Genomic DNA, 15,994 nt, shown 5'->3' with positions numbered 1-15,994 from the left:
TAAATATCCTTGAGCTGCTCCTCCCCGGTGGCCGAGATGTATTCGAGCACGGGCCGCATCAGGGTTTGGAAGTCCGGTATGGCCATCAGGGCTGGCTCCCGGGCTGACTGCCGGAGATGCGGTCAGCCAACAGTCGAAGGATCAGCCACTGGAATTCCTTCTCCGTGACGTTGTTCTCCAAGACCTCCATCGATAGTTTCTGGTGGTCCTGCATGGCATCGAGCACCGTGTCGGTCACCCGCTTCGGGAACAGGCCGTGCATGACCTGCTGCGGCGAATGGCTCTTCACCTGCGCCATTACCGCCTCGTCGCGCTCGATGCGGTCGGCGATGCCGTTCGCGTATTGCAGCTTGTCAGCGTCGCTGACCTCTGCCCCAAACAGCTCGTTGAGCTTCTCGATGATCTCGGATAGCCGCTTCTTTTCCGGATCGTAGGGCTTACCGGAGCCGACATCGCTGACCGGTTTCAGGCCGTACTCGCCCTGTTCCTCGGCAAGTTGGAGCTGGTGCTCCGCGCGCTTGGTCAGCCGGTAGTGGGTCAGTTGCAGCTCGGAGAGGTCGATCTCCTCGCCTTCGGGCGCTTGCGTGCGCAGCAGCGGATGCAGGTGCTTGGCGAAGACGCATAGCTGTTCCAGCTCGCGGTCCTCGTAACTGATGATCTGCGACAGGAACTCGTAGGTACGGACGAAGCTGGCGAGGTTCTTCTTGAAGAGGTCCAGCGTGTCGCGGGCCTTGCCTGCTTCCTCCAACTCCTGCGTGAAGCGCTTGGCGCCCGCCTGGTCGCCGGTACGCTCGGCTTCCCGCTTCTTTGCTTCCAGCGCCTGAATCTCGGCGACTGCTTCCTTGTAGCGCGTCGTATAGCGTTCGTGCGCCGGCTTGCAGTAGTAGCTCAGTTTGCTGGCCGCGCCCTTGGGGTCGAAGAAGGCGCGAGCGAACGCCTCAACCTCGTCCCAGTGGTAGATGCCCTGGGCATCGAGCGACTGTTGCAGGTCGTAGACCACGTTGGCGTCGGAGACGTCCGCCAACTCTGCCTTGTTGTAGTAGAGGCGGAAAGCTTCGAGGATTTCCTGCGGCTCGTTGTGGAGATCGAGGACGAAAGTCTGCTTGCCGGGGAAGGTCCGGTTGAGTCGGGAGAGCGTCTGTACGCAATCAACCCCTTGGAGCTTCTTGTCGACGTACATCGCGCAGAGCTTCGGCTGGTCGAACCCGGTCTGGAACTTGTTGGCCGCGATCATGACGTTGTATTCGTCGGTGTCGAATGCCTCGGCCAGGTCGCGGCCCTTGAGCCCCGGGTTCAGTCGGCTGCTGTTCTCCGCGACCTCCTCCGGAATTTCCTCATCCGGCGGTACGGTGCCGGAGAAGGCGACCAGCGGGTGCACATCGGCATAGCCCTTCTCTTCGATGTACTTGCGCATGGCCAGCGTATAGCGCACGGCCTCCTGCCGACTGCCGGTGACGACCATGGCTTTTGCCTGGCCGTTGAGCAGGTGACGGACGTTCTCGCGGAAGTGCTCGACGATGACCTGCACACGCTGGCTGATGTTGTGGGGGTGCAGGCGCACCCAGCGCGCCAGCTTGGTCGAGCCCTTGCGCGTGTCGACTTCCTTCTCGTCCCCGTCGGGGTGCGACAGCTTCCACGCGGTCGCGTAGGTCACATAGTTTTCGAGCACGTCGAGGATGAAGCCCTCCTCGATGGCCTGACGCATGGAGTAAAGGTGGAAGGGCTCGGGCGTGTTGTCGTTGCCGGGTGGTTGCGTCGAATCCGGTGGCCGGCCGAATAGTTCCAGGGTCTTGGCCTTGGGTGTGGCAGTGAAGGCGAAGTAGCTGATGCGATCGGTCGGCGTTCGGGCCGCCACGGCGGCATCCATCATGTCTTCCGCGTTGATCTCTTCGTTGTCGTCGTCCGCCTCCGTGCCAAGGATGGCCTTGAGCTTGGCGGCCGAGCTGCCGGTCTGCGACGAATGTGCCTCGTCGGCGATGACGGCGTAGCGCCCCTCGGCCAGCTGCGGCCGCCTGTCCAACGCCTCGAAGAGGGCGGGGAAGGTCTGGATGGTGACGATGATGATGCGCGTGCCAGCGACCAGCGCCTCGGCCAGCTGCTCGGACTTGCTCTGCGAGCCCACGTCGCGCGTGATCGGCCGCACAACCCCATGTGCATGCTCGAACTGGTAGATCGTCCTTTGAAGCTGGTCGTCGAGCACGGTGCGGTCGGTGACAACGATGACGGAGTTGAACAGCTGCTTGCCGTCGTCGCCGTAGAGCCCGCTGAGCTGGTGCGCCATCCAGGCGATGGAGTTGGATTTGCCGGAGCCGGCGCTGTGCTGCACCAGATACCGTTTCCCCACGCCTTCGGTGCGCGTGGCGTCCATCAGCCGGTTGACCACTTCCCACTGGTGATAGCGCGGGAAGATCAGCGTCTCCTTCGTGGTGCGCGTGCCGTCGAAGTGTTCCTTGGTCTCCTGCTGCAAGTGCAGGAAACGGGCAAGGATGCGCATCCAGGCATCGCGCTGGAAGACGCGCTCCCACAGGTAGGCCGTGGCGTAGTGCATATCGTCCGGCGCCTGCGGGTTGCCTGCGCCGCCCTCGGCCGTGCCCTGGTTGAAGGGCAGGAAGACCGTGTCTGTGCCCGCCAGCTTGGTGGTCATTGCCACCTCGTCCTGGCTGACGGCAAAGTGCACCAGCGCGCCGCGCTTGAATGTCAGGAGTGGCTCAGGCTTGCGGGTGGTCGGATCCTTCGGCGGTCGGTCGTTGCGATACTGCCGCTTGGCCTGGTCAACGCTCTGCTTGAACTGACTTTTCAGCTCTAGCGTGGCCACGGGGATGCCGTTGACGAAAAGCACGAGATCCAGCCGCGGGTTGTACTCGCCCTCGCGCGCATGCGGCGAATAGGAGACTTCCGGCACCACGCGCAGGCGGTTGGCGGCATAGCGTGCGGCGGCATCCGGGTTCATGCCGTGGTCTGGCTTGAAGGCGCAGGTAGCGATCGCTACACCCGGCACCTTCACGCCGTGGCGCAGAACTTCCAGGGTGCCCTGCTTCTCTAGCCCACGCACAACCGCCCGAACCAGCGCGCTGTCCGGATCCTGCGGATTGTTCTTGCAGAGCTTGTCCCAGCGCTCTGGATAGGCCTCGCGGAAGAAGGCGAGCAGATCCTCGGTATACAAGGCATTGGTGCGGTCATAGCCCGATGCCGGGCCTCTCATCCATTCCCCGCCGGCCGTCATGGCGGCGATGATGTCCTGCTGGAATTGCGTCTCTCGGCTGTCCGCCATGCTCCCCGTCTCCCCCTGTCGGCGCTCAGCGTCTGCGTTGTCGCCAGTAGCCCGAACGTCGCTTCTGATGTGTGGCGGCGGCTGTTCGGATGTCGTCTCTATCCAAGAGCGAGTGGCGCGCAACCCGCACCACCCAGCCGCGCGCGGGCCTTCGCGAAGACCTTCTCGGCTGGCACAGGCGTCACGGAACCGCTGCGCAGCTCACTCAGGCGCCGCTGGGCTTCCGCACGCCAGGCGCGCTCGATGGAGTCGGCATCCTCGCCCTCATCCATGTCCGCGATGAGGTCCCGGAGCAGTTGCTGCTGGTCAGTTGGCTCTAGCGCCTGGATGTCGCGCTCGATGTCTTGCAGCGAACGGGCCATGCTTGGCTGCCTGAAATTTGCTTTATTGGGAGTCTACTACCGGGTCGGCTGCTGGCGCGATTGCTGGGAATGCCTCGGCCTGTGACCGCCGCTCAGCCTACCCGTAGCTGGCGGGTTCTTCCGCGGCCATGGGGAGCGCCTGTTCGATGTCAGCTGAACTGTCGCTTGGCTGCCAGTTGCGGACGTCGATCTTGCCCGTGACGGCGGCGGAGATGAGGGCGGCGCGACGCTCGTTAAGCAAGTTCGTAGTTGCTTGAACCTCATCCATCAAAGCGTCCAACTGGTTAACGGATTCCTCGATGTAACGAATTATTTCTGCCTGTTCGGGCGGTGGCGGAAGCGGTAGAGGGCAACTCATGATGTTGCTCGAGGAGATGGACGCTAGGTTCGTGCTCTGCTTCGAGTACAAGTAGAAGTAGCTACGAGCTTGGTCGGAGGACGTAAACCACGAGAGCCAGTCCGCCGAAAGGTGGTAATTGGGTCTAATTGCAAATACATGATTCTGATGGAGGCAAGGCTCAATTTGGGCTCGCCAGACGGCTCCCCGCCCGAGCTTGTCGTTATCTCCACCCTCATTCATCAAGACATCGCCATCTCTAAGCGCGTACCGCTGCGCTTCCTCAGGTAGTACCGAGATTTCTGCTACTTCTGCAAGGTCGACGTATCCATTCTGGACGTTAGCAACACGCAGGTAAGGAAGGCTGACAAGGTTGTCTCTGCTGCTGTATTCCTTCCCCTTTGCTATGCCGCCCTGTATCGCGGCGTACCATCGAAGCGGGCCTATGAGCCAGTGTGCCGGCACTTGGCCTATCCACTCCACCTCCGAATCCTTCATCGGCACCTTCGGGTCCAGGCCCTTGGTGACGGCGTGGGAGATGACGGCCTGGCGCTTTTCCTTGAGCAGCGCGATCAGGCGCTTCTGTTCCTCCACCAGCGCGTCGATCTTGGCGGTTTCGTGGTCGAGGAAGCGACTTATGTATTTTTGCTCTTCGCGTGGTGGCAATAAGATCGGCAAAGCGCGAAGGTCGTCTGTCCCCATCTGTAAGGAGTTGGGTCGTATTCCGGTTAGAAATTTCTTATACCCCTCGACATAAATCGAACTCCTCATCAAGTGGTGCGCGTAGTTCTCCTCAATCTCGTTTGATATCCAGTAACACCTATACGCGGGGCTGACATGCCCTTCAAGGGCAGAGACACCAAGCCCAGCGTAATTCATCCACATAGTGTTCACGACTAGCTGGCCAGGCCTCACGATGCGGTAGTTCTCTAGTTCCTCATCGGTCCGGCGGCGGTTCTCATCATCGTATTCCTTGATCTCAATGCCGCGATACCCTGATACGGAAAGCATTGGCCCTACAGCCCGATCAGTTATCTTTTCCTTGCTTTCTGCGAATATGTGGCGAAACCTCTTTATCGTCCAATGACTCGGAATAAGGCCGAGCCATTCGGACTCTGAATCGCGGTACGTCTGATACTGAGGGAAACTCACGCCGATAATTCCTCAATCATCCCCTCGATCCGATCCGTGCAGGCCTTGAGGTCGGCGTCGATCTCTTCCAGTGGCCGCGGCGGCTTGAAGACGTAGAAGTGGCGGTTGAAGGGGATCTCGAAGCCGACGATGCCGATCTCGCCGTCCTGTTCGTCGCGCTTGGACTCGTCGATCCAGGCGTCCGGCACATGGGGGCGGACCTCGCGTTCGAAGTAGTCAAAAATGGACTCGCCGAGCGGCACATTCTCGTTGTCGCGCAGGCTACTGTCGGGCTCGGGGTTGCCCTTGGCGTCCTTGCAGATGTCGGCCTCCGGATCGCGCTCGCTGAGGGCGCTGACCACGGCCTTGAGCTGCGGTGCGGCCAGTCTCAGCTTCTCGGCGTTCAGGGTAGCCTTGAGATCGCCAAGGAAGGTCTCGCGGTTGGTGTAGCGGTAATCCGCGTTCAGGCGGCCACAGGCGCGCCTTATGGCGTCTAGGCGCTCGTCGTCCAGCTTCTGTAGCGCCTTTTCCTCAGCAAGGCGCGCTAACCGTTCCTCGCTGGCCTGGAAGTTCAGGCGTAGCGGGCGCTCGACCGTGATGCGGCGGTAGCCGAAGGCCTCCACCGGGAAGATCTTGCTCTCATCGCTCTCCTCGAAGCGCCCGTAGGCCCGCACGATGGCTTCCTGGCTGGCGTCGTCGATGTACTGGCGCTTGGAGCCGAGCGACTTGCGCATCTTGCTGTAGCGCTCGGTGGCGTTGATGAGCTGCACTTTGCCGCGGCGCTCGGCCGGCTTCTCGTTGGACAGGATCCAGACGTAGGTCGCGATGCCGGTGTTGTAGAACATGTCCGTCGGCAGCGCGACGATGGCCTCGACCATGTCGCGTTGCAGCAGGAAGCGCCGGATCTCCGACTCGCCGCTGCCGGCGCCGCCTGTGAACAGCGGCGAGCCGTTCAGGATAATGCCGATGCGCGAGCCGCCATCGCGCGGGTCCCGCATCTTGCTGACCAGGTGCAGCAGGAAGAGCAGGGAGCCGTCCGACACGCGCGGCAGGCCGGGCCCGAAGCGGCCGTCGAAGCCGCGGAGCTTGTGCTCGTCAGTGACCTGCTTCTGGACCTTCTTCCACTCGACGCCGAAGGGCGGATTGGCCAGCATGAAGTCGAAGCGGTCGGCGGCCAGCTGGTCGTCGCTCAGCGTGTTGCCGAGCTTGATGTTGGCGACTTCCTTGCCCTTGATGAGCATGTCCGCCTTGCAGATGGCGTAGGACTCCGGGTTCAGCTCCTGGCCGAAGAGTGAGGTCGTGACCTGCTCGCTGACCTGGGCGATGTACTCGTCGGCCTCGCTGAGAAAGCCGCCGGTGCCTGCCGCTGCATCATAGATGGTGAAGATGCTGTTGGGTCGCAGCCGCTCTTCCTCGCCGGTCAGCACCAGCGAGGTTGTCAGGTGCACGACATCGCGCGGGGTGAAGTGCTCGCCGGCAGTTTCATTCGAGCTTTCGGCGAACTTGCGGATCAGCTCCTCGAAGATGCTGCCCATGCCGAAGTTGCTGATGCGTTGCGGGCTCAGGTCGAAGCCGGCGAAGCGCTGCACGACTTGGTAGAGCAGGTTGTTGGCCGACAGCTGCTGGACGAAGTCCTCGAAGTGGAAGTGCTCAAAGATCTCGCGCGCATCAGCGCTGAACGCCTGCACGTAGCTCATGAGGTCGTCGGCCGTCTGCGCGTCGGACAGCGTGCCCAGCGTCAGCTCCGAAGCGTTGAAGAACTGCTGTCCGGAGGCGCGCAGCAGCAGCTGTTCACGCACCGCGTCCGGCTTGTCGGTGTGCTCCTTCGCCGCAGCCAGCACCTTGTCCTTGGTGGGCGCCAACACGCACTCAAGCCGCCGTAGCAGTGTGAAGGGCAGGATGATCCGCCCGTACTGGCTCTGCTTGAAGTCTCCGCGCAGCAGATCCGCGACGGACCAGATGAAGGCCGCCATCTGCGAGTGGTTTTCGGTGTTCACGCGTGCTCCGCGAGTTGTCCCCTATGTGGCTGCATCCTAATGCAGTGGCCGGCAATCGAGCATCTGCTCACACGTTCCTCATGGAGTCCTGCATGAGCCATCCCGGAGTCCTCCATGCAGGACCGATGAATCAGTGAGGGCTCCGTGAGTAGTGCAGGAGCCGTCACGGATGGGGACGTGAGCGTGGCGCTTTATTGATGCCGGAGTTGAATTGGCGCAGGTTCGCACGGCTCCGGGCCTTGCCTGCTGGCGTCCTTGGCCCTGTGGACAGGCCGCCATGCAGCTTGCATCGGCCGTTGGCCAACGCTGTCATGCGGCACGGTTGCCCGGTGTTACGGGCAAAGGCGCGGCATGGCTGCTTTCCTGAGGGTCCGACGTACAGGCCTGCGGCCGTAAAGACCAGCTCACTTATCATATCGAGCCCCCCTGGCTGCATGAACGGATGGTGAGGCGTTGTGCGAGACACTCCGAACCCCATGACGTGCACGCGCGCGATGGCCGTTCGCACTGCTCACCTCGACTGCGCACAGATTCTTGCTCGCCGTCGAGATGTCTTGGCGCACCGCAGCCGCAGGCTGATCGTGATGCGCGTGCTCCTGTTGTTCTGGCGTTACTTGGAAGCGTTTGGCAAAGCCTTGAAGAACATAGAAAGTGGAACTGCATGGGAGAAGATGGAAGCGCCTAGAAGTGCACGGAGCACCCGTAAGGTGCTGATCTATTGGATCATTCCTCATGAAGCGAGCCTCTTTTCCCACCATTCGCCGTCTCTATCAGACTTGGGGCCGCGGAAGGCTTCTTGGAGGCGCCTTGCCCACCGCTTGTTTTGTTCACTCATCCAAGCAAAACCGGCCTGATTGTCCAGTGTCAGCGGCTCGGGGTCGCACATGAAGATAGATCGGACTACCGGTGGGCGCCCATGATTGACCGCCGCGAAAGGCATCTTTCCCGTGGGTAGGTCGAAGGAGTCTTCTACGTACTGGATGTTCGGATTGCCTTCAACCATAGCGTCCGCCTCATGGTCTGCGCGACGCCAGGCATTCAGCGCGAGCTTGCATATTGCGCCCTGTTCAAGTTGCTCCATGCGGCGGCGTTCCTTGTTGCTTAGGTACAACGCGACGTAGGCCATCTCCGTCGCCGGGTGATGTTCCGGGGGTAAGTCGAATATCACGACGCGTTCGTGCAGCAAACCCAAAGCCATTAGAAGGTCAACTGCTTCCCGGACGCGCTCGATGCCGTCTGGCCCACCGCTGCCAACGGTGCGCAGCACGAGGTCCGCGTTGGCATGAATGGCTTGAGTCCCGTTGTCGTCTCGCTCCGGCTGGACCCAGCTGAAATGGAAGTCGCCTATCTGCCGCTCAATCGATTCGTGAATGGCCCAGGAGAGGCCTGGCTGCCAGCGCCGGTTTAGAACGGATCCATCAACACCACCGTGCATGTCGAGTGCCAGATTTTGATTCAGTTCAAGGAAGAGGAGGAGTGCCTCTAGGCAGCGATCATCCGGTGCATCTGCCGCCAGAATCTTCCTCAGCGGTCGTTTCTCGGGCGGGTGTGCCGGGTCAAATCCTTGGAGAAACTTCGGCGAATAGCTGACAGGGTCCCCGTGCCAGGGGAGAACAAGCGTCTGCATGACACCTATACGCTCCGGTAGGCTCATGTCGCTCGAACACGTTGCGTTCCAATCGGCTGTGGCAACGACGGCTGCTGACTTCCCATCGGGGCCATCGACTCTGACTTGCCGGAGGTCATCGAGAACCTTCCCAGCCAATCGGCGAGATCTACCAAGGGTTTTCGCGATAGCCTGCCCGCCGCCAGTAGTCAGCTCGTTCCGTGTCTTCTGCTTGCTGGCGCACAGAGCGAGATATCCGCCGACTGCGGAGAGCGCACGCTTGGGATCTTGCCGGTAATGCGCCGCGATAGCGTGGACAGTGGTCAGCGAAGCCGTGTAGTACTGATGGCCAGCGTTCTTCTGCTGGTTGCTCATTACTCGGCCTCCGTCGTCGCCGGGACTCGGGATGCGATCCAGGCAGAGATGTCGGATTGCCGCCACCCGACTGCGCGCTGGGCGAGGCGGACTGCCCGAGGGAAACGCTCCTCGGCCATGAGCTGGTAGAGCATCGAGCGGCTCAGGCCGGTCTGCTCAAGTACGTCGGGGAGGCGGAGAATGCTGTCGTGATCGCCGTTCATGGGCTGTTCCTTTGGTTGGTTGAACTACCGTCGTTCTCGGACGGCGATACCTATGGTGGGACCGATTTGGAACATGGCCCACAGCGCGTGACAGCCCCATCGGAGCGTCCATCGTGGCGGGCTTTTCAGGGGGTTTCGGTGAGTTGCGCCGCCGCCGCCGAATCCGGCCTCGACCGCCTTTCCGCTACCGGCTGGCAAGGGAAGCTGGCAGAGTTCGAGTAGCGGCTGAGTAGTAAGGGGGAGGGGGGGGTGTCGCTACAGAACTGGCAGCTCGACAAGCGCGATATCTTTCGTTCGGCCCCTTCGCCGAGTGTGCTCGGCGAGGTCAAGGCGGCACGTGCCGACACCATCGAGCAGACTCGCGAATCCGTGAACGAGCTGTTTCGCAACGCGGCGCGGACGCGTGGCGTATCAGCCGTGCAGCAGAGTTTTCAGTCTCTGGTCGGCTGTTTGCGCCCACTGGCGCTCTTCAACGCCGTCATGGTCGAGATGCAGCGACCAGGGCATTCGCTTGTCGCGAAGCGCAAGCGCTGGAAGGAGCTGGGGCGCGAGATAAGGCCCGACGGCGTGCCGATCCTGATCTTGTATCCGCATGGCCCTTTCGAAGTGCTGTACGAACTCACGGATACAGTCGGTCCGCCGGTGAAAGAGGCTCAGTTGGAGAGCCTGCTGGCGAAAGGTGCGCCGAGCCGCACGGATTGGCAGCGGCTCCTCATGCGCGCGAAAGTGCTCGGCATACAGATCGAGTTCACCGAAAGTTATGGGCATCGGCTGGCGGGCACGGGGTCGTGTCCCTAGCCGTGGTGTAGCTCCTTGGGTATGACGGTGGCTACCGGTTCGGCTGGCTGCGTTGCTTAGGCTGCCACAGCCGGCAGTTGCATGGCGGGTGGATGGATGACCTCGGTGATGGTTTCCCGGGTCATGTAGCGGGCACGTTGCACGGCCCACTCGTCGTTCTGTTCCAGGAGGATGGCGCCGACGAGGCGCCGGATTGCCGCTTCGTTGGGGAAGATGCCGACAACCTCGGTGCGTCGCTTGATCTCGCCGTTGAGACGTTCCAGCGGGTTGGTGCTGTGCAGCTTCACGCGGTGGGCGGCGGGGAAGTCCATGTAGGCCAGTACGTCGGTTTCGGCGTCGTCCATGAGCGTGGCGAGCTTGGGCACGCTGCTGCGGAGTTGGTCGGCGACGTGGCGCCACTGCTGGCGCGCTGCCTCGGCGTCATTCTGGGCGAAGGCGGTGGCGATGAAGGCGGAGACCACGCGCCGGCCACTCTTGCCGGCATGTGCCAGAGCGTTGCGCATGAAATGGACACGGCAGCGCTGCCAGGTGGCGGTGAAGACCTTGGAGACAGCCGCCTTGATGCCTTCGTGGCTATCGGAGATCACCAGCTTGACGCCCCGCAGTCCTCGCCGCGCGAGCTTGCGCAGAAAGTCCTTCCAGAAGGTCTCGGCCTCCGACGGGCCGATATCCATGCCAAGCACCTCGCGGCGGCCATCGTCGTTGACGCCGACCGCGACAATCACCGCCACCGAGATGATCCGGCCGGCTTGTCGGACTTTGACGTAGGTGGCATCGATCCACAGGTAGGGCCAGTCCCCCTCGATCGGTCGCTCCAGAAACGCGTGGACGCGCTCGTCGATCTCCTCGCACAGCCGCGAGACCTGGCTCTTCGAGACGCCGGTGCCGCCCATGGCCTGCACCAGATCATCGACCGAGCGGGTCGAGATCCCCTGGATGTAGGCCTCCTGAATCACCGCCGTCAGTGCCTTCTCCGACATCCGTCGGGGCTCCAGAAAGCCCGGGAAGTAGCTGCCCTTGCGCAGCTTGGGAATGCGCAGCTCCACGGTCCCGGCCCGCGTCTGCCAGTCACGCTCGCGGTAGCCATTGCGCTGCACCAGACGCTCGGCGCTCTTCTCGCCGTAACCCGCACCCGTGCGGGCGCCAATCTCCAGCTCCATCAGGCGCTGACTGGCAAAACCAATCATCTCACGCAGCAAATCAGCGTCCGGGCTCTTCTCCAGCAGCGCTCGCAGGTTCATCATCTCATCGGTCATCGGTGGTTCCTCGGTGAAGGTTGGTCGTCGCAATCCAAACCTAAACCAGTTGCCACCGGTGACACCCAATCACTTACACCACGTCGTGGGACACGACCGGGCACGGCGAGCGGCATGACCGTTTTGCCAAGCTCCCAGGCTGATGCATTCGGTATGCGCTGGCGCGTTCGCCTGAATGCGAGCCATGACGAAGCGACAGCCTTCGCAACCCTGTGTCACGAACTAGGTCACGTGCTCTGTGGGCACGTGGGTGCGGATCCGAAGGGCTATTGGCCAGATCGACGCCGCGTCAGAACAGAAATCGCTGAGATGGAGGCCGAGGCGGTGGCGTTCCTGCTCTGCAACCGAAGCGAAGTGATAACGCGCTCAGCGGAGTACCTTCACTCTCTGATCCACCGTTGTGACTGCTCCCACGTGGATTTTTACGCTATCCACAACGCGGTACAGCTTTTAGAAGGAACCACGCTCGATGAAGCGATTCGCAAGGCAGCGCAAGCCGCTAAGAAGGGCGGTGCGCGAGTGTCAGCCTGACGCCGGAATGCGCCTAGGCTGGGGTGGCGGCGCGCTTAGGCGGAGGCAGTGATGCCGTCGAGATAGTCGGACCAGCGCTGCATCATCTCGCGCCGCTCGTCGATGAAGGTGGTGCGGTTATAGGCACGACCATTGCTGTCTTTCACTGCATGTGCCAGTTGGAGTTCAAGCAGCTCGCGTCGATAGCCCAGCTTCTCGTTGAGCAGGGTTCGCGCAGTTGCCCGAGCGCCATGCGCGCTCATTCGCTCGGCATAGCCCAGCGTTTTGAGAGCGGCAGTGAGGGTCGCGTCGGACATTGGTCGCTTGCGTGAGCGCGTGCTCGGGAAGACGTACTCCGAGCGGCCGTTCAGCTGGTGCATCTCCTTGAGGATGGCCAGCACCTGCTTTGAGAGGGGCACGATGTGTGGGGTGGCGGTCTTGCTGGCCACGAAGCTCCAAGTCCCGCAATCCAGGTCGATGTCCTGCCAGCGCGCCTTGCGCAGTTCCCCGGGCCGCACAAAAACGTGCAGATTCATCAGCAGGGCCGCCCGAGTGGTTGGCTGTCCGCGATAGCTTTCGATGGCGCCGACTAGCTCCGCGAGTTCATCGGGCTCGATGATGGCCGCGTGGTGCTTGGCGCGGTGCGTGCGCAGTGCGCCGCGGAGGTCGGCGGTGATATCGCGCTCTGTACGTCCGGTGGCCACGGCATATCGAAACACTTGGCCGCATAGCGTCTTGACCCTATCAGCGGTCGGTACGTGGCCGCGGGCTTCGATCTTGCGCAGGCAGTCCAGGATTTCGGGTGGTGAGATCTGCGACACCGGTTGCTTCCCGATGTACGGAAAGGTGTACAGCTCAAGCCGTCTGCGATTGCGAACGAAATGGCTATCGGAGACCTGCGAGCTGTAGACGCGCTCGAGCCATTCGCGGGCGACCATCTCGAAGGTGTTCTCCCCGGCAGTGCGCTCTCGTATGGCGTTAAGACGTTTCTCGCCGCTGGGATCGAGGCCGTCGGCGAGCATCCTTTTTGCCTCATCCCGCCGCTTGCGTGCCTCGGCCAGCGAGATGGTCGGGTAGGCGCCGATCGTATAGCGCTTCTCCTTGCCAAGGCGCCGGTACTTCAAGCGCCAGATCTTGCTGCCGCTTGGGGCCACTTCGAGATACATCCCGCCGCCGTCGTAAAGGCGGCTTATCTGCCCAGAGGACTGGGCATTGCGGACGGCGACTGCTGAAAGCGTGTTGGTCTGGCGGGTCATTTGGGGGCATAGCCTCCGGAGGGGTGCTCTATGCCCCCAATTATGCCCCCACTTTTGGGGGCATGCCCCCGGACTTCCTCGGACCTAACAGGCCCTCGCGCGCACAAAAAAGCCCGCATTTACGCGGGCTTATGTGCTTCTCTGGACTTCTTCAAACCAGAAACTGGTGGAGGCGGCGGGAATTGAACCCGCGTCCGATGATGCTCCACCCTCGGCTCTACATGCTTAGTCCGGATTTAGGTTTTCGACGCCTACGAATCCTCCGGGCTGGGGACTAGGCAGACGCTTATCTCCGTTTGGATTTAACGATGGATTGGCCGGAGCGGGCCGTCATCGCGAGCCGGTTGTAGTCGACACCCCGTTTCCACCAGAACCGGCGCCAGTGGATGGAGTGCTCACCGGGTTTTAGGCGGCGAGGGCGTAGTTGTCGTCGTTCGCAACTAAGCTTGGTTGCCACAGGTTTTACGAGGGAGGTGACACCTCGGCATGCACCTTGGGCTTCACGATCACCGTCGAACCCAGATCGCCCCCAGGTAATGTTAAGACTAGCACGCGCGCTCTTGGTTCCATAGAGCCCGATGAGGCGGCGCCGGTGGTGGTAGGCGAAAAGCGTTGCTGAGCCGCTTAGGTTGAAGACTTGAGAATGCGGGATTTCTGGCGTTGCCAGTCCCGCTCCTTCACATCCGCGCGCTTGTCGTGCTGCTTCTTGCCTTTCGCCAGGCCGATATCGAGCTTGGCGCGGCCGCGCGTCCAGTGCAGGTCGAGCGGCACCAGCGTGTAGCCGGCGCGCTCGACCTTGCCGATCAGGCGCGCCAGTTCCTTGCCGTGCAACAGCAGCTTGCGTGTGCGACGCGGGTCGGGCTTGATGTGCGTGGAGGCGGACTGCAGCGGGGTGATATGGCCACCGAGCAGGAAGGCCTCGCCGTTGCGGATGGTGACGTAGGCTTCCGTAATCTGCGCGCGCCCGGCGCGCAGCGCTTTGACCTCCCAGCCTTCGAGCGCGAGGCCAGCCTCGAAGCGATCTTCGATAAAGTATTCGAAGCGGGCGCGACGGTTTACCGCGATGACGCGCGGGGCGGATTGCTTGGGCGATGCGTCGGCCATAAGCCCCATTATAAGGAGACCTATGTCACAGCCCCGACGCTGCAAGAATTCACGGACAGTGGGCTTGTCCAGCCGGGAAGCGCGCTGATGGTGCCATCGAGCCCGGGAGGTTATTGGCACCGCGGAAGCGGCTTCATGGTGGCATCGGTACTCGCGCTCGTCGGGGCGGGGGTGCTGCTGCGACTTCCACAGCTCGCGATGGAGTACGGCGGTGGCGCCTTCCTGTGCGTCTATATCGGCTTCCTGCTTCTGGTCGCTTGGCCGCTGTTGACGACCGAATGGCTGTTTGGTCGCGTTATGCGCCAGGATCTGGCCGGTGCCTTGCACGCTGATATCAGCGCGCGCGGTGCTTCCCGCATATGGATGCTGATCGCGGCGCTCATGCTATTGGCGCCCTTGGTGGTGGCAAGCTACTACGCGGTTATCGCGGGCTGGAATGTCGCCTTTCTGCTGCGTGCGTCCAGCGGTGCGCTGGCTGGTGCCGACCCCGAGAATCCTTCGGTGCTCTTCCTCGCCGTGGCGCAGGATGCCGAGCGCACGCTTGCCTGGTTCACCATCATGGTGGTCGCCTGCGGCGTGATCGCGGCACGCGGTATCCGTGGTGGCATCGAGACGACCGCAAGAGGTCTGCTGTGGGGTGTGTTGCTGCTGCTGGCCCTATTGGCGCTGGCTGTGGCGCGTCGTGGCGATTGGGCGGCTGCCCTGCAACCCTGGGCCGGCTGGAATTGGTCCGCTCTTGGCTGGCGCGGCATTCTCGAAGCGTTGCGTCAAGCGCTGTTCTCGGCCGGACTCGGTTTGGGCATGATGGCCGCATATGCCGGCTATCTTCCGGAGCGCGCGCGGTTGTTGCGCAGCGCGGCGGCGGTGCTGGCGCTCAGCACGCTGCTCGCCGTGGTGGGGGGAAGTCTGGTCATGGGCTTGCTCGCCGATGCGCCTCAGCGTCTGCAGGGGCAGATGCCGGCGCTTTTCGTGGCGCCTGTGGTCGTGGCCGCAGAGCAGGGATGGCGCGTGGTGCCGGCCGCCATCTATCTGGTCGTCGTGGCGCTGGCGGTGGCATCCATCATCGCGCTGATGGAGCCGCTTGTGCAGTTCCTGATGGCGCGCAAGCGTTGCACGCGGGTCTACGCCGTTACCGCGGTAGGTTTTGCCATCTGGTTCATGGGATTGCTCACGGTTCTGACCTTCGGCAGCACGGCCTTGGGAGAGCTGGGTGGGCGCAGCGTCTTCGGCTGGTTGCAGATCTTTGCGTTGCGGCTGGGCGCGCCTTTGGCGATATTGCTGCTATTGATCTACGTGGGCCGTGTCTGGACTCGCGCGGAACTTGATGCTGCGCTGCGTGGACGCGAGGGTCCAGGCGACCCGCAGCGCGTTGGACGGCGCGCCAACTTCGTGCGTTTCATGCTGGTCTATCCCACGCGCGTGGCGGTCATCGCGGCGATGCTCTACGGTCTCGGCCTCGTCGACCTGCTTATTCGTTTCTGGAGTCCGAATTGACCGGAAAGTTGCTGCACATCCAAGTGGCCTTTGCCTATCCGCAGGAGCAGTACCTGCTCGCCGCCGACGTCGAATCCGGCGCGACGGTGGAAGCGGCCATCCGCGCATCCGGGATGCTTGACAAGCATCCCGATATCGACTTGCAGCAGATGCGCGTGGGGGTATTCGGCAAGCTCTGCGCATTGGAAGACCCGGTGCGCGACGGTGACCGCATTGAGATCTATCGGCCGCTCAAGGCCGATCCCAAGCAGGCGCGGCGCGAGCGTGCGGCCAAGGGGCGTGCCGGCGCCTGAC

14 protein-coding genes and 1 other RNA gene are annotated in these 15,994 nt (G+C 62.3%); 4 read left to right on the top strand and 11 right to left on the bottom strand.

The genetic code is table 11. The features are described 5' to 3' along the window. Window positions 1-85 precede the first annotated feature (85 nt). The 7 genes from U743_RS08730 to U743_RS08705 all read right to left on the bottom strand — a co-directional run bounded on the left by U743_RS08730 (window position 86) and on the right by U743_RS08705 (window position 9,282). On the bottom strand, window positions 86-3,271 hold the full coding sequence (locus tag U743_RS08730; RefSeq protein ID WP_043767356.1) for a type I restriction endonuclease subunit R: 3,186 nt from the start codon (window positions 3,269-3,271) through the stop codon (window positions 86-88). Between the two features lie 98 nt (window positions 3,272-3,369). After that, window positions 3,370-3,633 (bottom strand): addiction module protein, encoded by a 264-nt coding sequence (locus U743_RS08725; protein ID WP_043767354.1) that lies wholly within the window; start codon window positions 3,631-3,633, stop codon window positions 3,370-3,372. A gap of 97 nt (window positions 3,634-3,730) precedes the next feature. Beyond that, complete coding sequence (locus U743_RS08720; protein WP_043767352.1) at window positions 3,731-5,122, bottom strand: restriction endonuclease subunit S; 1,392 nt, start codon at window positions 5,120-5,122, stop codon at window positions 3,731-3,733. Next, entirely contained in the window at window positions 5,119-7,098 is a 1,980-nt protein-coding gene (locus U743_RS08715) for a type I restriction-modification system subunit M (protein ID WP_043767350.1), read from the bottom strand. The genes U743_RS08720 and U743_RS08715 overlap by 4 nt, the downstream gene beginning before the upstream one ends. 163 nt (window positions 7,099-7,261) lie before the next feature. Continuing rightward, the gene (locus U743_RS19760; RefSeq protein WP_408607359.1) at window positions 7,262-7,513 is read right to left on the bottom strand and encodes an HGGxSTG domain-containing protein; all 252 of its coding nucleotides are present in this window, start codon (window positions 7,511-7,513) and stop codon (window positions 7,262-7,264) included. Between the two features lie 315 nt (window positions 7,514-7,828). Continuing rightward, a complete protein-coding gene (locus U743_RS08710; protein ID WP_043767348.1) occupies window positions 7,829-9,079 on the bottom strand; it encodes a hypothetical protein in 1,251 nt (416 codons plus the stop codon). Continuing rightward, a complete protein-coding gene (locus U743_RS08705; RefSeq protein WP_043767346.1) occupies window positions 9,079-9,282 on the bottom strand; it encodes a helix-turn-helix transcriptional regulator in 204 nt (67 codons plus the stop codon). Before U743_RS08705 ends, U743_RS08710 begins: the two co-directional genes overlap by 1 nt. Window positions 9,283-9,531: 249 nt before the next feature. On the opposite strand from U743_RS08705, the gene U743_RS08700 reads away from it, so the two are divergent. After that, complete coding sequence (locus U743_RS08700; protein WP_043767343.1) at window positions 9,532-10,080, top strand: hypothetical protein; 549 nt, start codon at window positions 9,532-9,534, stop codon at window positions 10,078-10,080. 56 nt (window positions 10,081-10,136) lie between these two features. Here U743_RS08700 and U743_RS08695 read toward each other — a convergent pair whose 3' ends face one another. After that, window positions 10,137-11,336, bottom strand: coding sequence for an IS256 family transposase (locus U743_RS08695; RefSeq protein ID WP_043764746.1), 1,200 nt, complete (start codon window positions 11,334-11,336; stop codon window positions 10,137-10,139). A gap of 114 nt (window positions 11,337-11,450) precedes the next feature. Between U743_RS08695 and U743_RS19085 the strand changes: the two genes are divergently transcribed. After that, window positions 11,451-11,867: an ImmA/IrrE family metallo-endopeptidase gene (locus U743_RS19085; RefSeq protein WP_043767341.1), complete on the top strand. Its 417-nt coding sequence runs from the start codon at window positions 11,451-11,453 to the stop codon at window positions 11,865-11,867. A 35-nt stretch (window positions 11,868-11,902) separates the two neighbouring features. Here the strand turns inward: U743_RS19085 and U743_RS08685 are convergent, their stop codons facing one another. The 3 genes from U743_RS08685 to smpB all read right to left on the bottom strand — a co-directional run bounded on the left by U743_RS08685 (window position 11,903) and on the right by smpB (window position 14,206). After that, complete coding sequence (locus U743_RS08685; protein WP_043767339.1) at window positions 11,903-13,102, bottom strand: tyrosine-type recombinase/integrase; 1,200 nt, start codon at window positions 13,100-13,102, stop codon at window positions 11,903-11,905. A 164-nt stretch (window positions 13,103-13,266) separates the two neighbouring features. Continuing rightward, window positions 13,267-13,633, bottom strand: a transfer-messenger RNA (tmRNA) gene (gene ssrA / locus U743_RS18750). 93 nt (window positions 13,634-13,726) lie between these two features. Then, window positions 13,727-14,206 (bottom strand): SsrA-binding protein SmpB, encoded by a 480-nt coding sequence (gene smpB, locus U743_RS08680; RefSeq protein ID WP_156966385.1) that lies wholly within the window; start codon window positions 14,204-14,206, stop codon window positions 13,727-13,729. An 87-nt stretch (window positions 14,207-14,293) separates the two neighbouring features. Between smpB and U743_RS08675 the strand changes: the two genes are divergently transcribed. Continuing rightward, window positions 14,294-15,700, top strand: a complete 1,407-nt coding sequence (locus U743_RS08675) for a sodium-dependent transporter (RefSeq protein ID WP_084191448.1) — start codon at window positions 14,294-14,296, stop codon at window positions 15,698-15,700. Next, on the top strand, window positions 15,697-15,993 hold the full coding sequence (locus U743_RS08670) for an RnfH family protein (protein WP_043767333.1): 297 nt from the start codon (window positions 15,697-15,699) through the stop codon (window positions 15,991-15,993). Before U743_RS08675 ends, U743_RS08670 begins: the two co-directional genes overlap by 4 nt. Window position 15,994: the final 1 nt, after the last annotated feature.

Origin of the sequence: Algiphilus aromaticivorans DG1253 (assembly GCF_000733765.1) — a bacterium.
Classification (GTDB): domain Bacteria; phylum Pseudomonadota; class Gammaproteobacteria; order Nevskiales; family Nevskiaceae; genus Algiphilus; species Algiphilus aromaticivorans.
Note: the sequence above shows the minus strand (reverse complement) of the source record. Positions and strands in the feature narration are given on the sequence as shown.

What these genes read in the sequence shown, in the direction of transcription:
- U743_RS08730 (WP_043767356.1), bottom strand. Translation starts at nt 3,271, where the DNA reads ATGGCGGACAGCCGAGAGACGCAATTCCAGCAGGACATCATCGCCGCC.
- U743_RS08725 (WP_043767354.1), bottom strand. Translation starts at nt 3,633, where the DNA reads ATGGCCCGTTCGCTGCAAGACATCGAGCGCGACATCCAGGCGCTAGAG.
- U743_RS19760 (WP_408607359.1), bottom strand. Translation starts at nt 7,513, where the DNA reads ATGATAAGTGAGCTGGTCTTTACGGCCGCAGGCCTGTACGTCGGACCC.
- U743_RS08710 (WP_043767348.1), bottom strand. Translation starts at nt 9,079, where the DNA reads ATGAGCAACCAGCAGAAGAACGCTGGCCATCAGTACTACACGGCTTCG.
- U743_RS08705 (WP_043767346.1), bottom strand. Translation starts at nt 9,282, where the DNA reads ATGAACGGCGATCACGACAGCATTCTCCGCCTCCCCGACGTACTTGAG.
- U743_RS08695 (WP_043764746.1), bottom strand. Translation starts at nt 11,336, where the DNA reads ATGACCGATGAGATGATGAACCTGCGAGCGCTGCTGGAGAAGAGCCCG.
- U743_RS19085 (WP_043767341.1), top strand. Translation starts at nt 11,451, where the DNA reads ATGACCGTTTTGCCAAGCTCCCAGGCTGATGCATTCGGTATGCGCTGG.
- U743_RS08685 (WP_043767339.1), bottom strand. Translation starts at nt 13,102, where the DNA reads ATGACCCGCCAGACCAACACGCTTTCAGCAGTCGCCGTCCGCAATGCC.
- smpB (WP_156966385.1), bottom strand. Translation starts at nt 14,206, where the DNA reads ATGGCCGACGCATCGCCCAAGCAATCCGCCCCGCGCGTCATCGCGGTA.
- U743_RS08675 (WP_084191448.1), top strand. Translation starts at nt 14,294, where the DNA reads ATGGTGCCATCGAGCCCGGGAGGTTATTGGCACCGCGGAAGCGGCTTC.